This window comes from Pseudomonas sp. R1-6 (assembly GCF_051132115.1).
GTDB lineage: Bacteria > Pseudomonadota > Gammaproteobacteria > Pseudomonadales > Pseudomonadaceae > Aquipseudomonas.
This window is the reverse complement of record NZ_CP071662.1, coordinates 4,407,922-4,432,930: the sequence shown is the minus strand read 5'-3', so window position 1 is coordinate 4,432,930 and position 25,009 is coordinate 4,407,922. Positions and strand designations below refer to the sequence as shown.

The 25,009-nt window shown below is 60.3% G+C and carries 18 protein-coding genes; 3 read left to right on the top strand and 15 right to left on the bottom strand.

The genetic code is table 11. The annotated features are described in order from the left end of the window. Positions 1 to 10 precede the first annotated feature (10 nt). Positions 11 to 874, top strand: coding sequence for an efflux RND transporter periplasmic adaptor subunit (locus tag J3P81_RS20015; protein WP_434560497.1), 864 nt, complete (start codon positions 11 to 13; stop codon positions 872 to 874). Between the two features lie 35 nt (positions 875 to 909). Here J3P81_RS20015 and J3P81_RS20010 read toward each other — a convergent pair whose 3' ends face one another. Next, entirely contained in the window at positions 910 to 1,734 is an 825-nt protein-coding gene (locus J3P81_RS20010; RefSeq protein WP_434560495.1) for an SDR family oxidoreductase, read from the bottom strand. A 31-nt stretch (positions 1,735 to 1,765) separates the two neighbouring features. Continuing rightward, complete coding sequence (locus J3P81_RS20005) at positions 1,766 to 2,230, bottom strand: multidrug transporter (protein WP_434560493.1); 465 nt, start codon at positions 2,228 to 2,230, stop codon at positions 1,766 to 1,768. 166 nt (positions 2,231 to 2,396) lie between these two features. Here J3P81_RS20005 and J3P81_RS20000 point away from each other — a divergent pair, with 166 nt between their 5' ends. Then, positions 2,397 to 5,267 carry an RHS repeat domain-containing protein gene (locus J3P81_RS20000; protein WP_434560491.1) on the top strand — a complete coding sequence of 957 codons (2,871 nt, stop codon included), beginning with the start codon at positions 2,397 to 2,399 and terminating at the stop codon, positions 5,265 to 5,267. Between the two features lie 91 nt (positions 5,268 to 5,358). Here the strand turns inward: J3P81_RS20000 and J3P81_RS19995 are convergent, their stop codons facing one another. The 13 genes from J3P81_RS19995 to yaaA form a co-directional block, all read right to left on the bottom strand. Beyond that, the gene (locus J3P81_RS19995) at positions 5,359 to 6,810 is read right to left on the bottom strand and encodes a mannose-1-phosphate guanylyltransferase/mannose-6-phosphate isomerase (protein WP_420765398.1); all 1,452 of its coding nucleotides are present in this window, start codon (positions 6,808 to 6,810) and stop codon (positions 5,359 to 5,361) included. Positions 6,811 to 6,962: 152 nt separating this feature from the next. After that, complete coding sequence (locus J3P81_RS19990; protein ID WP_420765397.1) at positions 6,963 to 7,628, bottom strand: alginate O-acetyltransferase AlgF; 666 nt, start codon at positions 7,626 to 7,628, stop codon at positions 6,963 to 6,965. 14 nt (positions 7,629 to 7,642) lie between these two features. Beyond that, positions 7,643 to 8,818 carry an alginate O-acetyltransferase gene (locus tag J3P81_RS19985; RefSeq protein WP_434560489.1) on the bottom strand — a complete coding sequence of 392 codons (1,176 nt, stop codon included), beginning with the start codon at positions 8,816 to 8,818 and terminating at the stop codon, positions 7,643 to 7,645. Positions 8,819 to 8,829: 11 nt separating this feature from the next. Then, a complete protein-coding gene (locus tag J3P81_RS19980; RefSeq protein ID WP_420765395.1) occupies positions 8,830 to 10,395 on the bottom strand; it encodes an MBOAT family O-acyltransferase in 1,566 nt (521 codons plus the stop codon). Positions 10,396 to 10,616: 221 nt separating this feature from the next. Then, a complete protein-coding gene (locus J3P81_RS19975; protein WP_420765417.1) occupies positions 10,617 to 11,741 on the bottom strand; it encodes a mannuronate-specific alginate lyase in 1,125 nt (374 codons plus the stop codon). A 23-nt stretch (positions 11,742 to 11,764) separates the two neighbouring features. Continuing rightward, positions 11,765 to 13,216, bottom strand: a complete 1,452-nt coding sequence (locus tag J3P81_RS19970; RefSeq protein WP_434560487.1) for an alginate O-acetyltransferase — start codon at positions 13,214 to 13,216, stop codon at positions 11,765 to 11,767. Positions 13,217 to 13,228: 12 nt separating this feature from the next. Continuing rightward, the gene (gene algG / locus J3P81_RS19965; protein ID WP_434560485.1) at positions 13,229 to 14,821 is read right to left on the bottom strand and encodes a mannuronan 5-epimerase AlgG; all 1,593 of its coding nucleotides are present in this window, start codon (positions 14,819 to 14,821) and stop codon (positions 13,229 to 13,231) included. 26 nt (positions 14,822 to 14,847) lie between these two features. Further along, the gene (locus J3P81_RS19960) at positions 14,848 to 16,332 is read right to left on the bottom strand and encodes an alginate export family protein (protein ID WP_434564143.1); all 1,485 of its coding nucleotides are present in this window, start codon (positions 16,330 to 16,332) and stop codon (positions 14,848 to 14,850) included. A 5-nt stretch (positions 16,333 to 16,337) separates the two neighbouring features. After that, entirely contained in the window at positions 16,338 to 17,843 is a 1,506-nt protein-coding gene (gene algK / locus J3P81_RS19955) for an alginate biosynthesis TPR repeat lipoprotein AlgK (protein WP_420765392.1), read from the bottom strand. A gap of 15 nt (positions 17,844 to 17,858) precedes the next feature. Then, the gene (locus J3P81_RS19950; RefSeq protein WP_420765391.1) at positions 17,859 to 19,028 is read right to left on the bottom strand and encodes a PilZ domain-containing protein; all 1,170 of its coding nucleotides are present in this window, start codon (positions 19,026 to 19,028) and stop codon (positions 17,859 to 17,861) included. A 35-nt stretch (positions 19,029 to 19,063) separates the two neighbouring features. After that, positions 19,064 to 20,545: a mannuronan synthase gene (alg8, locus tag J3P81_RS19945; protein ID WP_420765390.1), complete on the bottom strand. Its 1,482-nt coding sequence runs from the start codon at positions 20,543 to 20,545 to the stop codon at positions 19,064 to 19,066. Between the two features lie 100 nt (positions 20,546 to 20,645). Beyond that, positions 20,646 to 21,962, bottom strand: a complete 1,317-nt coding sequence (locus tag J3P81_RS19940) for a nucleotide sugar dehydrogenase (protein WP_420765389.1) — start codon at positions 21,960 to 21,962, stop codon at positions 20,646 to 20,648. An 808-nt stretch (positions 21,963 to 22,770) separates the two neighbouring features. After that, positions 22,771 to 23,550 carry a peroxide stress protein YaaA gene (gene yaaA / locus J3P81_RS19935; protein ID WP_434560483.1) on the bottom strand — a complete coding sequence of 260 codons (780 nt, stop codon included), beginning with the start codon at positions 23,548 to 23,550 and terminating at the stop codon, positions 22,771 to 22,773. 190 nt (positions 23,551 to 23,740) lie between these two features. Between yaaA and J3P81_RS19930 the strand changes: the two genes are divergently transcribed. Next, complete coding sequence (locus J3P81_RS19930; protein WP_434564142.1) at positions 23,741 to 24,865, top strand: polysaccharide deacetylase family protein; 1,125 nt, start codon at positions 23,741 to 23,743, stop codon at positions 24,863 to 24,865. Positions 24,866 to 25,009 lie beyond the last annotated feature (144 nt).

The window sequence follows — 25,009 nt, the reverse complement described above, 5'->3', positions numbered from 1 at the left end:
GATCGATGCGATGAAAAAGTTTTTCAGCCTGCTGGCGACGTTGTTGATCGTGGCCCTGGCGCTGTGGATCGGCCGGACATTGTGGGTGCATTACATGAACACGCCCTGGACCCGCGACGGCCGGGTACGGGCCGACATCATCAATGTCGCTGCCGATGTCAGCGGGGAGGTGGTCGAGGTGCCGGTGCGCGACAACCAGTTGGTGAAAAAAGGCGACCTGTTGATGCGCATCGACCCCGAGCACTACCGCATCGCGGTGAAGCAGGCGCGCTCCCTGGTGGCGTCACGCAAGGCCACCTGGGAGATGCGCAAGGTCAATGCCCATCGGCGCGCCGATCTGGACAGCCTGGTGATCTCAAGGGAGAACCGTGACGACGCCAGCAACATCGCCGATTCGGCCCAGGCTGACTACCAGCACGCCCAGGCGCAGCTGGAGGCCGCCGAGCTGAACCTGGCCCGCACCGAGGTTCGCGCAGCGGTCGACGGATACGTCACCAACCTCAACGTGCACCGTGGCGACTACGCGCGCATCGGCGAGGCAAAAATGGCCGTGGTGGATATGAATTCGTTCTGGGTCTATGGCTTCTTCGAAGAGACCAAGCTGCCCAAGGTGCGGGTCGGGGATTCCGCGCAATTGCAGTTGATGAGTGGCGAGGTGCTCAAGGGCCACGTGGAAAGTATTTCCCGGGGGATCTACGACCGCGACAATCCCCAGAGCCGTGAATTGATCGCCGACGTGAACCCCACGTTCAACTGGGTACGCCTGGCCCAACGGGTGCCGGTGCGCATTCATCTGGACGAAGTGCCGGATGACGTGCTGCTGGCGGCGGGGATGACCTGCACCGTGGTGGTGGAGCCATACAGTCACCGCTAGTTCCCTCGCCACAACGGCAAATAAGACCGGAACGATTACAGTAACCGACCCAAACCGAACCGCTTCATCAAGCCTTTCTCCAGCAACCCCTTGGGCAGCAGGCCGGCCATCAGCGGCAATGCACGACTGCCATTGCCCAGGCGCAGCAGGCGGGGTGGCTTGGGCTGTTGGATAGCCTTGAGCAGCGCGGCGGCGAATTCGCTGGCCGGGGTCGGGTTGTCCTGGGATGCCTTGGCGCGGGCACGAATGCCGTCGCGCAGCGGCCACCAGGGCGATTGCTCACTGATCAACTGTTCGGCCTCGTGCCCGGCGTTCTTGGCGAAGCTGGATGCGATGGCGCCGGGCTGGACTTCCATCACGCGGATGCCGAACGGCGCCAGTTCCATGCGCAACGCATCGCTCAGGGCGTGTACCGCTGCCTTGGAGGCGCAGTAGGCGCCGGCGAATGGAGTGACCAGCACACCGGACACGCTGCCGATATTGACCACCAACCCTTTGGCCTGGCGCAGCACGGGGAACAATGCGCGGGTCACGCCGACGATGGCGAACACGTTGGTTTCGAACTGGCGCTGCATGGCCGGCACGCCGCCGTCCAGCAGCGGGCCCATGGCGCCATAGCCGGCATTGTTCACCAGCACGTCGAGGCCGTCGTGTTGCTGGTTGATCCGCTCGCTCAACTGCTCCAATGCCTGGCCGTCGTTGACGTCCAGTTGCACCGCTGTGAAGCCGGCAGCGCTTAGCTGCGCCACGTCTTCGGTCTTGCGCGCGCTGGCCCAGACCTGGTAACCGCCGGCCTTGAACGCGTCGGCGAGGGCGCGGCCGATGCCGCTGGAACATCCGGTGATCAACGCAACGGGCATGGCGCTTTCCTTGGGTAACGTTGTGATGGAATCAGTTGGAAAAACTACCCTGCAACCGCTCGGCACGAAACTCCAAGGTTTGCGGGCGATAGCCGGGGCGCAACGGCGGCAACGGCAGGCAGTCTTGCCAGTCGGCGCCAGGTTGCAGTTCGCCAGGGCCGCGATAGCGGGGTGAGCTGTAGACGTTTTCGGCCAGGTTGATGGTGTCGCCGGGCGCGTAGGCCGCTATACGCCAGTGCAGCTCGGTCAACGGCACGTCGTTGCCATTTTTCAGGCTCAACGACAGCGGACGATCAGCAGGGCAGCGCTCAGGCGCATAGGCAATGCGCACATCCAGGCGATCCAGTTGCCGGGTTTCGCGGTTTTCCTGCCAAAGCACCCACGCCGCGACCAGCCCCAGCCCGACGAACGCCGCCAGGGAAACCGGCAAGGCCTTGGCCGGGTAGCGCAATAGCAGGATGAGCCAGGTGATGACCAGCGCGACGCCGATAAGCATGTTGAAGCCTCCGTTCCTATCGCCACATCCTACCGAAGGGCGCGGGCGATGGATATTCATCTGCCCTGCACCGTCCGTCGTCACTGTCATACATGACAGTAGGCAGCCTTGCGCGACCGTTGGTTAGATGTGCCGGGTTACCTGGCACTTTACGGAGCTGCTGCTGATGGGCATGGATTATCGAACGCCGACGTTAATCGCTGTCGACTCGCGTAGCTTGCCGGTTCGTTCGATTGGCTATTGCCGAAGCCGTGCGGATAGCCCCGCGCAGCGGCGCATCAACCGCAGCCTCGTTGACGTGGCTGGGCACACGTTGAAACAGTGGGATCCACGCTTGTGGGCCTTGCAGGAAACGGGCGAATCGACGCCCGCCAATCTTTCAGCGGTTTATTCGCTGTCCGGCACTACGCTGCAGGCAGACAGCGTCGATGCCGGCCGGCAAACCGATCTGTCGGGTCTCGCCGGTGAAGTTCTACTGGGGTGGGACAGTCGAGGAACACAGCGCGATATTCGTTATGACGACTCGCTTCGCCCTGTCGCGGTATTCGAGCAAGGCAGCGGGCAGCCGCGCCGGTGTACCGAACGCCTGACGTATGGCTATCCGGGCCAGGGCGATCAAGCCCACAACCAGTATGGGCAATTGATCCGCCACGACGACACGGCGGGCACCTTGTCACTGGCATCCTTTGCCTTGACCGGGCAAAACCTCATGCAGGATCGCCGCTTCATCCTCGATGCGGCTCTGCCCGATTGGCCGGAAGCCGAGGGCGATCGCGAGCACCTGCTGGAGCCGGGAGACGGCGCCGTTTCGACGTGGCGCGTTGGGCCGTTGGGCGATGTACTGGAGCGTGTCGACGCCAGGGGCAATCGACACCGACAAGGCCTTACGCTCGATGGCCGGCTGTCAGGCAGCCAATTGCTGTTGGAGGGGCAAGACGATTGGCAGGCGTTGGTGAGCGACATTCGCTACGACGCCCAAGGACAAATCGAGCAGGAAACAGCCGGCAACGGCGTGCTGACTTCACTCACGTATGACCCAGAGGACGGACGCTTGTCCGAACGCCAAGCCATGCGTGCCGACCATGTGCTGCAACATTTGCGCTACGACTACGACCCGATGGGCAATGTGCTGAGCATCGAAGACCAGGCCCAGGCGATCCGCTACTTCGCCAACCAACGCATCGATCCGATCAGCCACTTCACGTACGACAGTCTTTATCAACTGATCGAAGCCACGGGGTGGGAGGCGGGAACGGTCAACCAAGGCCCCGACTCGCTAGGACGCAACGACCCGGCGGCGGTCAGCAACTACCGACAGACCTACCGCTACGACGAGGCCGGCAATCTTTTGGAGCTGACTCACGTCGGCGCCCAAAGCCATGGCCGGGAAATCAAAGCGGCTCGCCACAGCAATCGCTGCCTGCCTTACCGCAACGGCGTGCCGCCCACCGAGGATGAAATCGCCGCCGCGTTCGATGCACGGGGCAATTGCCTGGAACTGGACACGGGCCGGTTCCTGACTTGGAACCTGCGTAATCAGCTGAATTCGATCATGCCCATCGAGCGCGACTCGGGGCTCAACGACAGCGAAGCGTATGTCTACGACGGCGGCGGACAACGAGCCCGCAAGCTGCGCACCTTGCAGACCGGCACCCGCACGCTGGCCTCCGAGGTGCGTTATCTGCCGGGGCTGGAACTGCGTGCCGACGGCGGCACGGGCGAGGCATTGCAAGTGATCGTCGCCCAGGGCGGGCTCAGCGAGGTTCGGGTCCTGCATTGGGAAAGTACGCCGCCGACCGGAGAGAACGACGCTTACCGGTTCAGCGTTGCCGATCATCTGGGCTCGGTCGGCCTGGAGGTCGCGCTTGATGGGCGGATTATCAGCCGTGAGCATTTTTATCCTTTTGGCGAGACGGCCTATTCGGCTGGGGAAAATGCGATTGAGGTGGGCTATAAGACCGTTCGTTATTCAGGCAAGGAGCGGGATGCAACGGGGCTTTATTACTATGGCTTTCGTTATTACGTCCCGTGGTTGCAGCGTTGGGTTAATCCGGATCCGGCGGGGGCGGTGGACGGTTTGAATCTATACGCGATGGTGGGAAACAATCCGCTGACATTTGTGGATACGGATGGGCGCATAAAGGAAGAGGCGGCGAGTGATAAAGGAAGTAAAGCGTCGTTCATACCCGGTCCTCCGGCGTTCAAGCTGCTGCCATTTATTTCCCAACCGCCTTCTGCGCCGGGGCCTCCTCCGCCACCGCCTTTAGCGCCGGGCCCTCCGCCCCCACCTGGGGCAGGCGCGTCCTCCGCTTTATCGATGGCTCGTCCACCGGAGCAGGGCGAGATATTTTCGCCCATTAACTTAGCGCCTCCTGAGGTGCGGGATTATGAGCCCACAGCTTCGTGGAACGTAGAAAATTATGTGGATCTTACTGAGCTTTCCAGGAGGATAAGCGATAGATTCAAGCTGCCAATACAGGTAATTGCCTTAGAGCAAGTTTCAATGCATAGAGTTAATACAATGATAAGTGCAGATAAGCGTATAAATCCAGGCGGAGGATTCGTTGATTGGGGAGCTCCTGCATTCACGGCGCCCCACGGGCGGATTTATATAGCGGAGGCCGCACCGGATTATTCGAATAACGGTCAGATTGATGCGGATAAAATTATTTCGACCATTATTCACGAAAGTTTGCATTTTTACTCTTTTGAACATGTAGGTCTTCAGGCGGAAACTGATACGAATGTGGACTATGGTAATTATGATGAGTACGTAACGGACTATTTTGCCAACGAGATTTTTACTGATATGTTTCCCGGTAGAGTCTACAAGACCCAGTATTTTACAAGGGTGAACAATCAATACCAGCAATGGGGCGGCAATATGGCTAAATATATGATTGACTCCGGCCATATAACGCGTACCGACTTGGAAAATGCGTACTTTCGAACAGGAAAGCTGAAAAAACTGTCAGCTTCATCAATGTCAAAATGGCAAGGCTTTGCCAAGCAGAATCGAGGATCTCTGAGAATGTGACCAGGCAAAAAAAGCCCCCACCCAACCCACTGCGGATAGGGGACGCAGTGGGCTGGATGAGGGCTTCTTGTCTGGCTGGTCGTTGCTGATCTTATTGGGCGATAGTCTTCACCGACACGCCGCGCTCCAGTGGGGTGGAACGACCGTAGATATCTTCGAAGCGCTCGATGTCGTCTTCGCCCAGGTAGCTACCGGACTGCACTTCGATGATTTCCAGCGGGATCTTGCCCGGGTTGCGCAGGCGGTGAACCGACGCGATCGGGATGTAGGTCGACTGGTTTTCGGTGAGCAGGAACACGTTCTCGTCGCAGGTCACTTCAGCGGTGCCGCTGACCACGATCCAGTGTTCGGCGCGATGGTGGTGCATCTGCAGCGACAGGCACGCGCCCGGCTTGACCGAGATGTGCTTGACCTGGAAGCGACCGCCCATGTCCACCGAGTCATAGGAACCCCACGGACGATAGACCTCGCAGTGGTTCTGGGTTTCGGTGCGGCCCTGGGCATTGAGGGTGTTGACCAGTTGCTTGACGCCTTGGACCTTGTCCTTGTGGGCGATCATCATGGCGTCCTTGGTCTCGACCACAACGATGTTGTCCAGCCCGATCACCGACACCAGCTTGCCGTTGCCGTGGATCATGCAGTTGCGGCTGTCCTGGACCACGACGTCGCCCTTGGTGACGTTGCCGTTGGTGTCTTTGGCATTGACTTCCCACAGCGATGCCCAGCAACCGACGTCGCTCCAGCCCGCCGACAGTGGCACTACGCAGGCGCGCTGGGTTTTTTCCATTACCGCGTAGTCGATGGAATTGTCCGGGCAGCAGGCGAAGGTGGCGTCGTCGAAGGTGATGGTGTCGGCGGTCTGCTCGCTGCGCTCAAGGGTCAGCAGGCAGGTGTCGTAGATGTCCGGATCGTGTTTTTTCAGCTCTTCGAGGAAGCGACTGGCGCGGAACAGGAACATGCCGCTGTTCCAGAAGTAACCGCCGGCTTGGACGAACTCGGTAGCGCGCTTGACGTCGGGTTTTTCGACGAAGTGGGACACGCGGCTCACGCCTTCAGGCAGCAAGGCGTCGTTGGTCGACTTGATGTAGCCGTAGCCGGTTTCCGGCTTGGTGGCCGGGACGCCGAACAGCACCATTTCGCCACGCTCGGCCGCCACGGTGGCCAGGGCCAATGCGCGTTGCAGGGCTTTCTGATCCTCGATGACGTGGTCCGCCGGCAGTACCAGCATCAGTTCGTCGCGGCCTTCGTTGACCAGCATCATCGCGGTCAGGGCCACGGCCGGCGCGGTGTTGCGACCGAACGGTTCCATCAGGATGCGCTGGGCTTCCAGATTCTGGGCGGACAGCTGCTCGTTGACGATGAAACGGTGCTCTTTGTTGCAGACCACGATCGGCGTGTCCATGCCTTCGAACACCAGGCGCTCGAGGGTCTGTTGGAACAGGGTGTGTTCGCCGGTCAGGGCCAGGAACTGTTTAGGGAATTGCTTGCGCGAAAGCGGCCAAAGACGTGAGCCACTACCACCTGACAAGATCACCGGAATCATGTTTGTTACTCCTTTGAAGCAAAAATGGTTTTAGAGCTACTGCGTTCTGTCGTTTCACTCTCTTGTTTTTGTTCCGTATCCGAATGACACCTGTGTCCTGTGGGTGCGAGCTTGCTCGTTCCCACAGGTGAAGCGTCAGTCAGAAAAACTCATCAGCGGGTGGACACCGGGCGCTTGACCCAGACCGGCGACAGGCTGCTGCCAGAACCAGTCACGTACAGTACGGCCGCTTCGCCGCGCTCAAGGGCTACTGGCTTCACATCGCCGACTTTCTTGTCGCCTTCGTACAGAGCCAGGGACACTTTCACCGGGTTGATTTCACGTTCGCCACGGCCCTTGGCCGCTACCTCCTTAACCACGTCGGTCTTGCCGTCGGCGGTCTTGAGGGTCAGCTTCTTGTCGCTGAGGTTCTGTACGCGGACCAGGGATTTCTGCTTGTTCTTGAACGGTGGTTCTTCGATCAGTTGTGGCTGGCCGCTGGCGTTGTTGACCAGGGTGTAATAGTGATCGGAGGCCAGTTTAACCGGTACGGTCTGGCTGCCTACCTTGGCGCTGTAGTCGCCGCCAGGCATGAAGCTGAAGTCACTGCTGGCCAAGGGGGCGACGTCGCTGATGTTGGTGCTGCCGACGGTGGCGCTGACTTCGGCGTTGCTGGCGTTGTAGACCCGCACGAAGCTCGAGCCTTTCGGCGCGACAGGGCCATACAGGGCCGAGTCACCGGCGAAGGCTGAGAAGGAAAGGGCGCTCATGCTGGCGACCAGGGCAACGGCCTTGAAGGAGCGAGCAGCGAGACGACGAGGAGTAGTGTTGAAAGTCATGATGGACCTCTCTTTCAGTTTTGCGCCCGGTCGGGCGTCTCGGATTGTGTGTTAGCAGCTACGTTCTGTTGGCGGGTGCCGGCTTGCTTGAGTTCGGCGACCCATTGCGGATCGGCGTCGCCGATCTCGTTGTTCACGGGCAGATAACGTTCAGGAAACTCCCAGATCAGCACCTGTGGCGGGCTGTTCTTGAAGGCGTCGCTCTTGAGGTAGCTGAGCATCGGCAGAATCGGGCCATGGCCGTCTTCGGCGTAGTTGACGACGTCGCTGTGCAGCGCTTGCTTGAGAGCACCGACGAAGTTCCAGTTGGGGTTGGCGCTGTAGCTGGTGCCGATCAGGGCCACGGGCACCTGGGCATCGGCGAACAACGCGTCATCGCTGGCCGGCTGGTCGTCGGCTTCGCGGGTGTTGCGCTTGACTAGCGGCTCCTGGGCCGGCATCAGGTTTTCGAACAGGGGATCGAGCGGCAGGAACTGGCGCAGGTCGCCCTTGTGGATGATCTTCTCCGCAGGCTCGGTGACAAAACGCTGTGGTTCGCCATTCAGTGGTGTGCGTTCGGCAATGGCTTTGGCCAGATGTTCCGCGGCAATTTGCGCGCCTTCCGGCGTCCAGTGAGTGTCGGTGCGCAGGAACACTTGCTGGCCGCTCTGCTTGGCCTGTTGCAGCGGGCCGAGCAGATCAGGAGCGAGGATCTTGTCCGTCGCCACGCGGGCGTGGAAGTCCTGGTACAGGTTGGCGTGGATGCTCGACGGCTTCACTTCACCCAGGTGCTCGGGATACAGCCGCGCCTTGGCGGGCACGATCGCCATGACCAGGGTGATGCCTTGTTCCTTGAGCTTCTGGCGCACGCCTTCGATCAGCGCGTAGTTGCCTTGCAGGTTCTGCTCTTCGTTGACGATCGGGTTGAACTCTTCGTCGCTGAACAGCCACTGGTCGCGGCCCAGGACCACGCCCTTGCGGCCTTCGTTGAACAGTTTGTAGTCCAGCGCGGCCCAGATGTTGGTGCCCAGGCGCTTGATCGGGAATTCATCGTCGTAGTGCGTTTCCACGGCCTTGGCCCAGCGACCGTTGAGCACGGTCGCATCGGGGTTGGTGCTGAAGCCTAGGAAGCTGCGCATCGACCAGATACCCAGCGCCGTCAGGATCAACATAAACAGCGCGACGTAGAAGATGCGTAATGAGCGGGTCATGTCCGGATCCCTCAGAACTGGAAGTAAAGGAACGGCGAGAAGCTTTGCGCCGACAGTTTGAGAATCGAGGCGATGAACAACAGCAGTACCAGGGCGCGCATCACATAGCGTGACCAGTCCACGGTCCAGTAGGCCGGTTGCACCTGGGCTTCGACGCCCACGGTGTAGCCGGGTTCATGGATGGTCGACGGGTTGTCGCCCGGTACGGCTTTGATCAGCCCCGGTTGCGCGGTGGCCGGGCCATTGGCTTCGGCGCTCACCTCAGGCTTGGCCTTGACCGGCGGACGGTTGGTGTAGAAGTCCCGCAGGCCGAAGAAGGCGAGGGTGATGTAGGCCACCGCCAGCGTGGCGATCTGCAAACCGGTGAGGTTGGCGCGGGTCAGTTCCGACAGCGACCAGTCGTTGAAGCTGAACATCGCGCCGTACATGCGGCCGGCGACGTGCAGGTTCTCGGCGCGGAAGATCACCCAGCCCATCACCACCAGCAGGAACGTCAGTGCCCAGCGGATCGGGTTGATGCTGCGCGGGTTGGTGTCGATGCCCACGGCTTTTTCGATCGCCAGCCAGATCCCGTGCCACGCGCCCCAGATCACGTAGGTGATGTTCGCGCCGTGCCACAGACCACCGAGCAGCATGGTCAGGAACAGGTTGCGATAGGTCATCAGCGTGCCTTTGCGGTTACCGCCCAGGGTGATGTAGAGGTAATCGCGCAGCCAGGTCGACAAGCTGATGTGCCAGCGACGCCAGAACTCGGTGATCGATTGGCTGATGTAGGGTTGCTTGAAGTTTTCCATGAAGCGGAAACCCATCATCAGGCCCAGGCCGATGGCCATGTCGCTGTAGCCGGAGAAGTCGAAGTACAGCTGCGCCGTGTACGCCAGGGCGCCAAGCCAGGCATCGCCCGTGGTCGGGTTCTGCAGAGCGAAGCAGTGGTCCGCCACCACCGCCAGGGTATCGGCGATGAAGACTTTCTTGATGAAGCCCTGCATGAAGCGCGTGCAGCCTTCGGAGAATTTGTCCAGCGTATGGGTGCGGTTGTTGAACTGATCGGCCAGGTCACGGAATCGCAGCACGGGGCCTGCGATCAAGTGCGGGAAGATCGCCACGAATGCCGCGAAGTCGATCAGGTTGCGCGTGGCCGGCGTATCACCGCGATACACGTCGATGATGTAGCTGATGGACTCGAAAATGTAGAACGAGATGCCGATCGGCAGCAGCACGTGGGTCAGGATGAACGGGTTGAGCCCGAAGCTGGTGATGATCGCGTTGAGGCTGTCCACGCCGAAGTTGGCGTACTTGAAGTAGCCCAGGATGGCCAAGTCCACGCCCACGCCGAGCAGCAGCCAGCGCTGGGCCGGCTTGGTGCGCACGCCGGCGGCACCGACTTTCAGGCCGATCCAGTAGTTCCACAGGGTGACACCGGCGAAAAGGGCCAGGAAGTCCACGCGCCACCAGGCATAGAACACATAGCTGGCGATGAGCAGCAGCAGGTTGCGATAGCGTTGCCCGCTCAGGTAGTACAAGCCGAGAAAGATCGGCAGGAACAGGAACAGGAACACATTGGATGAAAATACCATCCCGATCTCTCCTTGTTGAATCAACAGTCAAGGGCCAGAGCCCCCCCAAACCCCCCCATGAAAACCGGGGGGTTATTGCATTTGAAACAGACCACTTTCCCTTGTGGGAGCGAGCTTACTCGCGATAGCAGTGGTTCAGCTTGCATCGCAGTCGCATGTGCCGCCGTCATCGCGAGCAAGCTCGCTCCCACAGGGTTCCCTTTCAGGCAGGGAGACCGGTGTCAGCTTCCTTTCTCGCCTTTCTCCCGCGAAGGGTCATACACCCGGGTCAGGTCCCCGCCGAGGCGGAAGGTCTTGAACGGTTGCATTTCGTGCTTGCGTTCCAGCACGTCCTCGGAGCAGGTGTAGAGGCTGCAGAACGGTTCGAGCCAGGCGAATTTCGAATCGATCTTCAGATCCTTCATGTCCTGTTCTTCGCCGTTTTTCTCTTCGAAGATGTCCGGGTCTTTCACCCCGGCGAGCACTCGTTCACCCAGTCGCTTGAGGGCACCGTTGTTTTCCTGGCGCAGGTCCACGCCGTTGACCTGGGCGAAGCTGGCGATCATCGCCAGCGGTGGCAGGGCGTAGTTGTGGTAGGACAGGGCGCGTTGCTTGCGCTTGAGTTCGTTGGGCAGATAGCCCTCGGCATCAACCTGGTTGGCGCCGACCTTGTATTCCTTGACGGCCCAGTCGAACAGGTCGCGACGGTTGGTCGCCACGGACGTGGCCATGACCGACCAGGCGGCCCAGTACGAATGGTTGTTGATTTTCTCCAGCGGCAGGTTGTCCCAATCGCTGACCACCTGGTCGGCCATCTTGCTGAACCAGGCTTCGATCAGTTGCGCCTGTTCTTGATGGTTCGCCAGCGGGCGCGACTCGGAGAACTTCAGGCGCACATAGGCCGAAGCCATGCTGCCCAAGGCCCATTTGCGCATGGACTTGCCGGTGTGGTTGAAGTCCTTGGACATCAGCGCATCGGCCTTGGCCCAGGCGGTCAGCCAGTTCAGCGTGCATTCAAGCTGCTCGGGACGACCGTCGCGCATGAACTGCATGACTTGTTTGCTCACGCCGCGCTCGATCCTGGTGATGTCGGCGGTGCTGTCGCGGAAGGCTTTTTCCGATTGCAGGTTCAGCGTTGCGCGAGCTTTGTCGGAGCCCTCGTATTTGCTGCGAAACTGCAGCGAGCCCGTGTATGGCGTCGGCACTGCCTCGCAGCCCTTGCCGCCGTCGCCTTCCTTGACCTTTTCAATCGGTGCGAAGTAGCCCTGTGGCGGGCGCAGTGGCGCCGCGGCCTGCGTGGCCCCGGCGAACATCGCCAGGGTCAGCAGGGACGGAGCCAGCAGCGTTTTCAACGTTCGGGTGCGCATGGTTCTGGTCATGAGACGAGACCTCATTGTCCGATTTGAGCCGTTTGTTGCTCGGCTTGCGGAGATGCATTGCGTTTGCAGACTTTCGCTTCGATTTGCAGTGGTTCTTTACCGGCTTCGGGTCCCTGGACTTCGACAGCCAGCAGGTTCTGCGAGGCCCAGTCTTCGTCGGTGCGCAATTGGAAGGCGAAACGTCCGTCGGTTTCGGAGGTGTTCGGTTTTTCGATCTTGATGTCCTCGTGGCGCCCGTTCATGTACCAGAGGGTGGCTTGCAAGGTTTTCACCGAGGTGTCGGCGAAGCGGATGTCGATCTGGTGACTGCCGTTACGCAGGTCCATATTCTTGCTGTTGACCATCAATTCGTTCTTGCCCGGCTTGAGCTTGGCTTTGCTGCTCATCAATGCCGGCTTGCCTTCGCAACCGTTGTTGTCCAGCAGCGCCATCATCTGGCGGTAGATGGTTTCCTGGTCCAGGCGATACAGCGGCGAGAATTCCCAGATGAGGATCTTCGGTGGGTTCTTCTGGAACTCTTCGCTGCCCAGGTACTGGATCATCGCACCCTCGAAACCGCCGCCCGGGAAGGCTACGTTGAGGATGTCGGCGCCGATGGCTTCTTGCAGGAACCCGGCGAAGTTGTAGTTCTTGCCGCTGTGACTGGTGCCCACCAGCGTGATTTGCGGGTCGCCCGCATCGCCGAACAGGTCGCCATCGCCCGCCTCGCCCTTGGGCTCGGTGGTGAACTGGTCCATGTACTGGATCGCATAGCTGGTGCCACACAGTTGCCCGGCCATGTTGTGCAGGGTGCCGGTCTTGCCCATGCGGCCGGACTTCTTGGTCTCGAATTCACGCTTGGGAATGTCGGCGAATGCCGGGATCTGCTTGACCTTCTCGGCCACGATCTTCGCCGTGCGCTGGGCGCCGTACGGGGTCCAGTGCTGGTCGCCACGGAAGTAGAAATCATGGGCCGGCAGGGTTTCGGGCAGGTTTTCGTTGGTCAGCGGCGACAGGTCCGGCACCACGTAACCCATCTGGGCGAAACGGCCGAGCATGTTTTTGTAGTTGGTCAGCGCCTTCTCGTAGTCGAAGGCGGCCTTTTCCTGCGGGTTGAGCTTGTTGCGGTTCACCAGGCCCCGGGTCGGCTGGTAGACAAGCACCAGTTCTACGCCTTTTTTCTTGAACGCATCGTGCAACTGCTGCATGCGCTTGTAGCCGGCCGGCGTGGTGTTGAACTCCGTGCGCAGGTCTTCCTGGGTACGGAACAGCCAATCGCCCTGGGCCTGGACCAGCGTGGTGAAGTTCTGCTGGTAGCGCGTGGTGTAGTTCTTCGCGTCATGGGCGGCCGGGCACAGGTTGCAGCAAGGTTCGGCGGTAAAGGTCGGTGCTTTGACTTCATCGGCGCGCGCGCCGCTTGCGGCGGCGAGAATGCCGGCGGTCAGGGCGGACAGGCCCAGGAGTTTGATCATCTGTGGGTTCATAAAGGTCATTCCTCAGTCCCGCATTTCGGTCTGGCGTTCGACAGGGTCGATCAGCACGGCTTTTTGCTGGCGCACCAGCAGGTCGAGGATTTCGTCCTGGCGTTCGCCCAGGATCCCCGTGAAGCTGATGCCGCTGGATTTGGTCGGCGCAAGCATGGACACGCGGTACAGCTCGACGCTCAACGGCGAGTCGATGGACAGCGGGCCGCTGCCGTTGCCGGCCAGTTCGCCGCCGACCACGATCAGCGACACCTCGGTGTCGAACGGGTCGAGCTTGATGTCCCGGTCGGTGTCGGACAGGTCTTTGATGTGGCCATACAGACCGGTCAGGCCGTTGGCCATGGACAGGTTTTCGTACAGTCGGATGTTTACGCTGTTACGAATCCGGATGCCGTGGCGCTGGTTGCTGATCACCTTGTTGCCCCACAACAGGTTGTCACCACTCTCATAAAGCGTGATGCCGTCGGTGTGGTTCTTGTAGATCTCGTTGTAGGCGATCACGTTGTTCACACTGTTGCGGTCGATCACCACGCCCGAGAGCTTGTTGTCGTAGCTGCGGTTGTTGAAGATGAAGCTGTCATTGACCTCACGGGAAATAATGATCCCGTGCTTCTTCTTGGTTCCGTAAACGGTGTTGTCGGCAATGATCAGCCGATGGGAACGGTCGTGGGGGTCGATGCCGTAGACGATGTTGTCTTTGTAGGTGTTGCCCTTGATCACAAAGTCTTCCGTTTCGTAGCAGTAGAAGCCGTACCACATGTCCGAGAACTCGGAACCGATGATCCAGCCGGTCGGTTCCGGGCGCTTGAGGACCTTGGCCATGTTCGGCGTGTACTGGGAAATACTCACGCCGTACGACTTACTGTTGGCGTAGCCGAAGCTGGCCATCTTGGTATTGACGATGTAGGTCTCGGTACCACCCCAGGACAGCAGGAACGGACGGAACTCGTTGGGCGAACGGAACGTGGCGGGGCCGTTGTCCTTTTCGCGCCAGCCGGTGACCTTGGTGTCGCGGATGAACATGTGCCCATCGTTGACCAGGAACGAGCCGCCCTCCTGGGACAGGCGCAGTTCCTGGGTCTGCTTGTCGATTTCCAGGATGCCTTTTTCGCCCACGACAATCGGAATTCGCGCCAGGAACACCCCTGGCGACGTTTCCTTGAGGTACTGCTTGGGCACTTTCTTGACCAGGTCCTTGAGGTTCATGTAACCGTCGTCGATGAAGATGGCCTGCGGGATGCCGTGCTGACGCACCACCCACTCGGCCATCTTGTTGTCGCCGCCGATGAAGTCCTTCAAGGCGTTTTCCTGCATCATCCGGCGCACGCTGACTTTGCCGGGCTTGCTGCGCACGATCTTCGCCGCGACCGCTTCGGCGGTATAACCCTTGAGGTCGGGCAGGGTTGGCGCGGCCAGTTCCAGCGGCGCGGTCGGCGCGCTGCTGACGGTGTAGGTCTTGGCTCGTTGCAGCTCCTTGACCACGTTGCCCGGCTTGACCGCCGGTTCAACGTTGGCGAACGCCGATGAGCCGGCCAGCAGCATCGCTGCGGCCAACAGGCTGATCGAACCCTTCATCGCCTGGCTGTTCCTGAGGTAGCGGTTCATATCGGGCACTCCCATGGCCGTTCGCATCAGAAGCGCCAGATCACGTCGACAAAGGCACGATGCATGTACGAATCGACCTCTTTGCCGTAGGCGTCGCCTGGCTTGAACACGCCGCCACGCAAGCGCACCAGCGCCGACGGCTCATCTATGGATTGACTCAGCGCAGCCGGCAACAGGCCTTGCTTGAAGTACTTGGTGACCACCAGATCGACTTCCTGGCCCAGGTCCTTCTCGCCGTCGCGCAGGGGCAGGGTCGAGGTGGACAAGATGGCGCCGGTCACGTCGTCAGTGTTGTTCTGCACGGCATTGATGCCGTTGCTGCCCACCGCCTTGTTGCCGTCCACGCGCCAGAACTTGTGGTACACGAGGCTGGCGTCGTATTCGTCGCGCAGTTGCCAGGAGCCGAACAGGCTGGCGCTCTGGGTGTTGGCCATTTCGCCACGGAAGGCCTCGCCGAAACGGTGGACGCGCGAGCGGGTGCCGGTGAAGTTCGAGCGGTTACTCTGCAGGCCGTTCTGCTCGTAGTCCTCGCTGGCGCGGGCGTAGGCCGCACCGACTTGCCATTGCGGATCCAGACGCAGGCGGATACCCAGGTCGGTGGCCCAGCCGTCAACGTCGTCGCTGCGCTTGAGCTGCGCGGGGCGGGTGCCGTCGGCGTCGAGCGGGTTGACGGTGTCGCGGTCGCCGGTCATGCCGGTGATGCTTGCCCAGTAATTGACGGTGTTGGTGTTGCGCCAGTTGTAGGCATCGCTGTTGGCTTCCAGGCCGAGCCAGGTCAGGTCACCATTCTGGGTCTTGTCCAGGGTGTCGGTGGCTTCGCCCGGGGTCGGGTAGTCCAGGCTGCCGTTGTCATGGGTGTGGTGCGCGCGGATCCCGGCCCATTGGCCTGGCATCCATTGGTACGCCACGTCACCGTAGACGTGCAGGCGATCCTCGTCCTGGGGCGACAGTTCCTTGAGGTCGGTGCGGTATTCGCTGAAACGCTCGGCCACGCCCAGGTTGGCGCGCAGCAGGGTGGTGTCGAAGGTCCAGTTCAGGGCCTCGATGTTGGTGTCGCGCCATTGCCCGTCGTCGTTGCGCAGGCGCTGGCGACCGAACTTCAACAGTTCGCCCGGATAAGGCGTGAGGCCGCTGTAGCCAATCCAGAATTCGCGCATTGCCAGGTAGCTTTTTTTGGCTTCGCGATCACCGCTGTCGGTTTGCTGGGTCGCGTCATCCGACTGTTGCAGCGTGTCGGTCTCAATGATGTCGGTGGATGTCACGGCCTGGGCCATGGCGTAGCCGCTCCAGTTACCGCTTTCGCCATAGATCCAAGGGCGCAGGTCCAGGCCGATACCGTTGACGTCGCCACCGCTCTGGGTGCCGAGGTCGCGGTCATCTTCGGACTGGCCGGTGATCTTCACTTCCAGGCCGAAATTCTTGCTTTCGGTCAGCGCCGCCAGGGTCGGGCAGGACCACAGCAGGGCAAACGACAGGCCAATACCAGCCTGTACAAAAGGGTTGAGCTTCAAAAGCTTCATAGAGGTTCCTCGCCGTCATCTTCTTTTAGGGCTTGCAGTTCAAGCGTATCGGGGCTCATGGCGCCGCGAATGGCCTGCTCTTGTTGTAGCAGGCGTTGCGCTTGTGCAAGTTGTTCCGGCGGTAATTGTGCTTCGAGGGTCTGGGCAAGCTCGGTGGCCTGCGGGGTGTTTTGTGCCTTGGCCAACTGGCTGAACACGTAAGCGTTGACCGGGTTGGGCTTGGTGCCCTTGCCTTGGGAGAACAGCTGGGCAATGGCGTAGTCGGCGCTGTTCTGGCCGTTGCGGGCGGCCTTGAGCAGGTGATCCAGAGCCTTTTGCGAGTACACCTGGCCCAGATAACCACGGCGATAGATCTGGCCGAGGTAATAATCGGCCGCCACTTCACGGCCCACGGCTTTCTGGAAGTGCGCCTCGGCGACCTTGGCGTCGGCGGGCACCCACTTGCCTTCGTAATACAGCTTGCCCAGCAACAGCTCGGCGCGCGGCTGGTCGGCGGCGCGGCCGTTTTCCAGGTACTGCATCATCTTGTCGACGTCACCCAACTCGGGGAAATCGTAAAGCAGCTGCGCCAGGCTGACCCAGGAAGCGGGGTAGCCGGGGGCGATGCCTTCGAGCAACGACTGGGCGGTTTTCTCGTCGGTCTTGCCCAGGCTCTGATCGGCCAGGACGCGGGCGACGCTGTCTACACGCTGGGCCGAGACCACACCGCGGGCGTGACCGGCTTGCATCTGCTTGATCAGCTCGGCCTGTTGTTCCGGCTGGCCGCGTTTCTGGTAGACCGTGGCCAATTCGACGTAGCAGATATCGGTGGTCGCCAGGGCGGCCTTGCAGACCTTTTCCACTTCGTCCAGGTGCTGGTCGTACGTGCCCTGGGTGCGGTAGAGCAGGATCTGCGCCAGGCCGGCTTCCGGGTAGCCGGCGCTGCGCCATTGGCTGATCTGCTGCTGGGCGTTGACGTTCGGGAAGCTGTGGGGGTATTGCAGGTACAGCATCGCCAGCGGGATCAAGGTATTGCCTTCACCGTTGGCGAAGGCTTTTTTCAACAGGCCTTCGGCTTCGTGTCTTTCAGCCTCGGTGGACCCGGGCTTGGCCACCAGCAGGCGACCCAGGCGAGCCTGGGCGCGCGGCGAGATATCGGCGGCGGCGCGGTAGGTCGCCTCGGCCTTTCTCATCTGCTCGGGGTCGCGGCTGTCCACCTGGATATCGGCCAGGCCCACCTGGGCCTCGCTGTAGCCCAGGTCCGCCAGTTGCTGATAGTTCTGCTGCGCCAACGCCGTGTCGCCGCGCTTGAGGGCTTCGTTGGCCAGGCGCTGGTCGGGCAGGCCGGCGCAACCGGCCAGGCTGACGGCCAGTGCCAAGGCACACAACGCATAGCCTGTGTGGGAGCGAGCCTGCTCGCGATGCAGGCTGCTCGGAGTCTCAGACAGACCGCGTCGATCCCATCGCGAGCAAGCTCGCTCCCACAGGGAACGCGGCGCATTGTTGTTTTGTGGAGTGATCACGGGCATATCCTCGACTTAAAGACCAACGGCCATGGCTTTGTCGATCAGCCAGTTCAGGCTTGGGCCACGATCGCTGACGACTTCCACGGGACGGCCGGCCAGCGCGCTGTCGAGGGCTTCGTCGGGCTGGATCAGCACGCGGATATCGGAAGACAGGTCGGCGCTTTTCAGGCTGGTGCTGCTGACGATCTTGCCGGTACGGGTGGTGTCTTCGCCGGCCACCTGGAAGCTGACCGGTGTACCTGGGCGCACGTCGCCGAACTGGCGATAGGAGAAACGCGCTTCAACGTTGGCTTCGGCGCCACGTGGAACCAGTTGGAAGATCACGTCGCCCTTGCTGGCGTACTGGCCGTTGGAAACCAGTTGCTGGGCCACGATGCAGTCGCATGGCGAGGTGAGGGTGCCGGTCATTTGCTTGCCGAACAGCTCTTCAACCTTGGCCGGCTGCAGCTGGTTGTCGTCCAGGTGACCCTTGAGTACGTCCAGCATGCTGGTGCTGAAAGTCGCCAGCGGAGCGCCTTTGGCGGCCAGGCCGTCGGCCTTGACCAGGCTCTGCACGGTGCCGTCGCGCGGCATGGTGATGGCCATGCCCGGTACGTTGACGATGCCGGCCTGGGCGTGGCTGACGAAGTACATGCCGTATACCGACTTGAAGATGAAACCGAACGCCGCCAGGCCGACAATGAAGATGCCCAGGCTGAAGGTCACGGCGCGCAGGCGGCCGAAGGCGCTCATGCCACCGTTGTCATCTTTCTGTTTGCGGGCCTTGGTGAAGTTGTCGCGTTGCAACGTCGCCAGCACGTCGCCGACGCCCACGATGTCGCCGGCCAGGTGCGAGGTAATGATATGGCGCAGTGTCGAGATGTCACGCGGCTCCAGGTTCTGGAACTGGCAACCGGTGCGGCCGGTCTGGCGGTCGTGGGAACGGATTTGCAGCTCCACGTCCATGGCCAGGCCAAGGTTGTCGATCACGAACTGCAGGCGGGCCTTGTACGTCTCGCCAACCTTGAGCGGCATCTGGCCGGCGTTGAAGCACAGCCCACCGGCCGACAGGTCCAGGACCTTGACTTCCATGGGCGTACGGTCTGGGCCGAAGAAGCGCAACTTGGCCGGGATTTTGACCCGGGCGTGTTGGCGTTGGGCTTCGGATTCATGCACTACGTTGACATTCACGGCGGTGTTCATAGGGGCGATTTCCTAGTTAATTCAGGCAAGTTCGGTCAGACCATCGTCAGCAGCACGGCGACAAAGATGCTGCCGGCGGAGAAGGTCATGGTCCGAGACGACCAGGTGTTGAACCAACGTTGAAAGCTGGCGAGATCACGGGTCAGGTGGGTGGGCTGGCGGGTCCAGGACTGTTGATCGAGGCGGAAGAACACATAGATCTTCACCATCGCGCCGACGATCTGGTTGTAATAGAGAATCGCCGGGTAGGCCGGGCCGATCCGGTGTCCGGAGCACGACAGCAACAGGGTCAGTAGCAGCCGCGTGATGCCGATCCACAGCAGGTACACCAGGATGAACGCGGTGCCGTACTTGATGCTGGCGATGATCGCCACGGTCAAGCCCAGCAGCGAAGTCCACATCGAGACGCGCTGGTCGAACAGCACCACCGACGTGAACAGGCCCAGACGCCGCAGACCCAGGCCCAGGGCCCGGGAGTTCTGCCGCAGGTTGTTGCCGTACCAACGGAACATCAACTTGCGACTCGCCTTGATGAAGCTTTTTTCCGGCGGATGCTCAACCGTGTTGATGGCCGCGTCTGGCACGTAGAACGTGTCGTAGCCCAGGCGCATCAGGCTGAACCAACTCGATTTGTCATCGCCGGTGAGGAACTTGAAGCGGCCCAGGCGCCAGTGTTGCAGCGAGTCGCTTTCCACGTCGGCGATGAAGTCCGGGTTGGTGACCACGGTCGCGCGGAATACGGACATGCGTCCGGTCATGGTCAACACGCGCTTGGACAGGGCCATGGAGCACATGTTGATGTGACGCTGGGCGAAACGCAGCTTGTGCCACTCGCTCATGATGTAGCCGCCGCGTACTTCGCAATATTCGTTGGTGGTCAGGCCGCCGACATTGCCGAACAGTTGGAACCACGGCACGGTCTTGCGCACCACGCCCTCGGCAAGGACGGTGTCGCCATCGATCACCGCGACCACCGCGCGATCGTCCGGCAGGTGGCGGGAGATGGCGCGAAAGCCGTAGGCCAGGCCGTCACGCTTGCCGGTGCCAGGGATGCGCACGAAGTCCAGCTTGACGTGCTCGGGCGGGTTCATGCGGGCCCAGAGGCTCTTGACCAGCAACTCGTCGGACATTTCCACGATGGAGCAGACCACGGTGGTGGGCAGCCCGCACTCGATGGCTTCGCGAATTACCGAGCCATAGACCTGGGCGGTGGTCAGCGCATCGATGCGAAAGCTGGTCACCATCAGGTACACATGGGACGGGTCCGCCGCCTTGCCCAACTTGCGAACCTTGCGGCGCAGATGTGGGTAGACGATGTACAGGAAGATCATGCCGCGCACGAAATGCGTTGCTCCCATGGAGTAACGCCAAATGCCCACGGCGCCGATCAGGAAGATGAAGTCCTTGGATTCGGCGTCGAACGTGGACGTGGGCAACGCCGTGGCGATGCCCATCAGTAAACTCAAGTAAAACAGCCAACCGGCGGCCTGAAGCAGGCCGTGCTTTAGCCTGTGCATAATCTGCATCCGTCTCTATCTCGGGCGGGCCCTGGGGGCGGCCCGATGGGTTAAGGCAGGCGAAAGGCCGGCCGGGGCGAGCCCCGGCCGGCTAACAGACTTACCAGCAGATGCCTTCGGTCCGGCCATTCGCAGAGGTGGCCTTGGACATGAACCCAACCAGGTCGATGACCTGCTTGCCTTCCGGTACGTTCTCGGTCAGCGTGCGGAACTTCTCGTCGCGGTTGCCGAGGATGATGATGTCGGAGCTGTCGATCACCGCGTCGAAGTCGGAGTTGAGCAAGGACGAGACGTGAGGGATCTTCGACTCGATGTAATCCTTGTTCGCGCCATGGACACGGGCGTATTCGACGTTGCTGTCGTAGATGCGCAGGTCGTAGCCCTTGCCGATCAGCATTTCCGCCAGCTCTACCAGCGGGCTCTCACGCAGGTCATCGGTGCCGGCCTTGAAGCTCAGGCCCAGCAGGGCGACTTTGCGCTTGTCATGGCTGGATACGATGTTGAATGCGTTCTGCACCTGGGATTCGTTGCTGCGCATCAGCGAGTTCAGCAGCGGTGCTTCCACGTCCAGGGAGCCTGCACGGTAGGTCAGGGCGCGCACGTCCTTGGGCAGGCACGAGCCGCCGAAGGCGAAGCCTGGGCGCATGTAGTACTGGGACAGGTTCAGGGCCTTGTCCTGGCAGACCACGTCCATTACTTCACGGCCATCGACGCCGACAGCCTTGGCGATGTTGCCGATCTCGTTGGCGAAGGTGACCTTGGTGGCGTGCCACACGTTGCAGGTGTACTTGATCATCTCGGCGACGGCGATGTCCTTGCGGATGATCGGCGCATCGAGTTCTTCGTACAGCGATTGCAGGACGTCGCCCGAGGCTTTGTCGAACTCGCCGATGACGGTCATTGGCGGCTGGTCGTAATCCTTGATCGCGGTGCTTTCGCGCAGGAACTCAGGGTTGACCGCAACGCCGAAATCAACGCCGGCTTTCTTGCCGGAGCAATCTTCGAGAATCGGGATAACGACGTTGGCCACGGTGCCTGGCAGTACGGTACTGCGGACCACGATGGTATGGCGGGTGGTCTTCTCGCGCAGTACAAAACCGATTTCACGGCACACTGCTTCGATGTAGTTCAGTTCCAGGTCGCCATTCTTCTTACTTGGCGTGCCGACGCAAATCATCGACAGATCGGTATCACGAATTGCTTCGGCGAAGTTGGTAGTACCACGCAACCGACCTGTTTGAATGCCTTGCGCCAACAGCTCGCCAAGACCCGGTTCAACGATCGGGGATTTACCCGCGTTGATCATGTCGATTTTGTCTTTGGCGACATCTACGCCAACTACGTCATGGCCCCGTGCAGACAGGCAACCGGCACATACTGCACCGACGTAACCCAAACCAAATATGCTAATGCGCATCGCATTTACCTCTGTTTTCACGCCATTAAATGGCCGGAGTTAATAGTGTTCAGCGGTCATCGTGCACTCGGAAGTGTGGAATGCAGGCGCCACAGTGCCGTGTGCAGGCATACAAAGTTCCGAGTGTCTAAATAATTGCACTCAAGTTGTGCGCAAAGCGGCCTAGTTGTTATGACCTGCCCTGTTATGCAGCCAGTCCTCGTTGGCGGGACGTCGGTGCAAAAGATCCTTCACTTCAGACTCCTGGCAAAAAGCCCACAAAATCAGAAGCTTGTGTGCTCGGGGGAGCACGTTAATAGGGGCGCAGCCTTGGCCTTGTAGGGGATACTAATGGTGCATTATCTCCCGTCCTTCAGGGTGGATCCAATTAGACGACCGTTTCGCTAAGTTGTCGTTACAACTCTGTTACTCCGGACGACGTGCCACGTAAGTTATCTCGTACATCCTCGGCGAGAATCGTTACGGGTGGTATGAGCCGTGCGTTTTGACATAGTTCCGATCCGCTCATCGCCATTTTCGAAATTTTTCGAAATATCTGCCTAGATGGCACTGCCCTCATAGTGATAGCACTCGTGTTTTTAGCCTTTAGTTTCGGGGAGTTGAGGGGGGTAGATAGTTTTGTGCCACTACTGATGAAAAATTTCCGTGCCACTACGGAAAAATCTGACATTTGTCGAGTGAAAGAAAAGTTAGCGCGGTGTATGTTTGTTTTATTGGCGCCAAGAAAGTGGCAAGTAGGGAGGGGAATCGGGATGACATCTAGCGAAGTGATCGAGGCCCCTTATCGGGGCCTGAAAGAGGTATTGCGTTATTGCGGGGCGTGGTCGCGCAAGAAGACCAGTTTTTCCGGGGTGGATTGTTCAGGGTTGTAGCGATAACCCTGCACATCAAACTCCCTTAGTGCAGTGGGATTATTAATGCGTTGTTCGATGACAAATCGGCTCATCAGGCCCCGGGCTTTTTTCGCGTAGAAGCTGATGATCTTGTACTGGCCGTTCTTGAGGTCCTTGAATTCGGTATCGATCACCCGTGCCTTCAGGGCACTGCGTTTAACCGCCGAGAAGTATTCATTGGAGGCCAGGTTCAACAACACGTCGTCACCCTGTTCGGCCAAGGCTTCGTTCAACCATTCGCTGATGCGGGTGCCCCAGAAGGCGTAAAGATCCTTGCCCCGGGCATTGGCCAGTTTCGTGCCCATCTCCAAGCGATAAGGTTGCATCAGGTCCAGGGGGCGCAGCAGGCCATATAAACCGGACAGCATGCGCAGGTGCTGTTGGGCGAAATCGAAATCGGCGTCACCGAGGCTTTGCGCATCGAGGCCGGTATAGACGTCGCCTTTGAAGGCCAGCAATGCCTGTTTGGCGTTGGCGGGGGTGAACGCCGGGTTCCAACTGCCGAATCGTGCTGCGTTGAGGCCGCCGATCTTGTCGGAAACGTGCATCAGTTCGCTGATCTGGGCCGGCGAAAGTTCGCGTACTTGCTCGACCAGCTCCTGGGAGTGGTCAAGGTATTGCGGCAGGGTGAAGCGCTCGATGGCCGGCGGTGTTTCGAAATCGAGGGTCTTGGCGGGGGAAATCACCATCAGCATGCAGACGTCTCCTTTGAGGGTGCGGCGATTCTAGGGGGTTGTCCGGGTGGACTCCAGCTATTGGGGTGATAGGGGATGGATGGTGGTGGTGCCTTTGTGGCGAGCAAGCAAGCTCCCTCGCCACAAAGGCAGGTTCTCCAAGAAGGATCAGCTATCATGCCGCGCGGGTTTCGTTATGGAGACATCCCCTTTGCGTATCGCCCTTCTATTGTCGGCCTGGTTGTTGAGTTTCGCTGCGATCGCCGCACCCAACGACGTCGCCACCTTGGACCGCAGCACCTGGCCTGAGCAACTCACCAATCCGACGCTGTTCGATGTTGCCTCGCGCGCCGAGATCCTGATGTTCGCCCGGGTATTGCTGGACGTCGATGCCATGGATGAAGTGGCGCTCAAGCAGTACCTTGGGCTGCGCTCGGTCAATATGGCGGCGGTCGACGCGCTGCGCACACGGCTGTGGCAGCGTCTGCTATCGAGTTACAACTTTGCCCAGCGAAGCTGTGAATTGGATGCCTCCTTCTGCTATCTGGTGGAAAACATGGCGACCCTGCGAGAAGAAGCGGGCAGGTTCCAACTCGATGATAATTCCTACTACATCAAGTGGGCCGAGCCGAGCCGGACCTTCCATACCCACTATCGGGACGAACTGTTGCGCAAGGCGGCGCTGTTTCCCCAGGTCAGCAGTGAAATCGAGCGTTTCGGCGATTACGAGCGCAACGGCGAGCAGATGAACGACCGGCTGTTCTTGCTGACCTTCGACAGCGGCGCCAACATCGCGCCGGATAACACCCCGTGGCTGACCGAATACCTGCGAAAATCGAACATGAACGGTACGTTCTTCGTACTCGGCAAGGATATCCAGGCGCGGCTGGCGGATCGCTCGGTCAATGATCTGCAGAGCCTCTATTCCAGACAATGCGTCGGTGTGCAGGGCTGGGAGTTTCGCTCTCACAGCTATTGGCAGGATTGGCAAGACTCGGTGCGGCGCAGTGTCGACCTGGTCAAGGGCAAGCTGCCGGAGAATTTCGTGCCGCTGTTCCGCCCGCCCCAAGGCCAACGCCGGGGCGATGCGCAATCATTCTTCCAGGCACAGGGCCTGCAAGTGGCGCTGTGGGATATCGATCCTCAGGACAGCACCAACCGCCTCAAGCCCGAACAGAGTGCCCAGCGGGCGCTGACCTTGATGCTGTTGTGGCGCCATGGCGTGATCAACTTCAACGCCAAGCAGGATGCGGTGAAAATCGCACTGCCCTGGCTCGTAGCGCAAACGGCGCAGAGCGGGATCGGCTGGGAGGAATGTCAGGACGCGTTTCGCTGAAAGATGGGAAAGGCCCGGAAACATTGGGCGGGGTGGGTTTTTTGGCACGCATTCGGTGCGACCCGACTTCCGACTTTAACGGTGCGACAGCGGTACGCCAAGGGTTATTCGTCACTCTGAAAAATAAACTTCAAAAAAGCGTCA

Coding starts and splice junctions, on each gene's coding strand:
- alg8 (WP_420765390.1), bottom strand. CDS start 20,545: ATGCACAGGCTAAAGCACGGCCTGCTTCAGGCCGCCGGTTGGCTGTTT.
- J3P81_RS19985 (WP_434560489.1), bottom strand. CDS start 8,818: ATGACCCGCTCATTACGCATCTTCTACGTCGCGCTGTTTATGTTGATC.
- J3P81_RS20000 (WP_434560491.1), top strand. CDS start 2,397: ATGGGCATGGATTATCGAACGCCGACGTTAATCGCTGTCGACTCGCGT.
- algG (WP_434560485.1), bottom strand. CDS start 14,821: ATGAACCGCTACCTCAGGAACAGCCAGGCGATGAAGGGTTCGATCAGC.
- yaaA (WP_434560483.1), bottom strand. CDS start 23,550: ATGCTGATGGTGATTTCCCCCGCCAAGACCCTCGATTTCGAAACACCG.
- J3P81_RS19995 (WP_420765398.1), bottom strand. CDS start 6,810: ATGATTCCGGTGATCTTGTCAGGTGGTAGTGGCTCACGTCTTTGGCCG.
- J3P81_RS19940 (WP_420765389.1), bottom strand. CDS start 21,962: ATGCGCATTAGCATATTTGGTTTGGGTTACGTCGGTGCAGTATGTGCC.
- J3P81_RS20010 (WP_434560495.1), bottom strand. CDS start 1,734: ATGCCCGTTGCGTTGATCACCGGATGTTCCAGCGGCATCGGCCGCGCC.
- J3P81_RS19990 (WP_420765397.1), bottom strand. CDS start 7,628: ATGACTTTCAACACTACTCCTCGTCGTCTCGCTGCTCGCTCCTTCAAG.
- J3P81_RS19970 (WP_434560487.1), bottom strand. CDS start 13,216: ATGAACCCACAGATGATCAAACTCCTGGGCCTGTCCGCCCTGACCGCC.
- J3P81_RS20015 (WP_434560497.1), top strand. CDS start 11: ATGAAAAAGTTTTTCAGCCTGCTGGCGACGTTGTTGATCGTGGCCCTG.
- J3P81_RS19975 (WP_420765417.1), bottom strand. CDS start 11,741: ATGCGCACCCGAACGTTGAAAACGCTGCTGGCTCCGTCCCTGCTGACC.
- J3P81_RS19950 (WP_420765391.1), bottom strand. CDS start 19,028: ATGAACACCGCCGTGAATGTCAACGTAGTGCATGAATCCGAAGCCCAA.
- J3P81_RS19980 (WP_420765395.1), bottom strand. CDS start 10,395: ATGGTATTTTCATCCAATGTGTTCCTGTTCCTGTTCCTGCCGATCTTT.
- J3P81_RS20005 (WP_434560493.1), bottom strand. CDS start 2,230: ATGCTTATCGGCGTCGCGCTGGTCATCACCTGGCTCATCCTGCTATTG.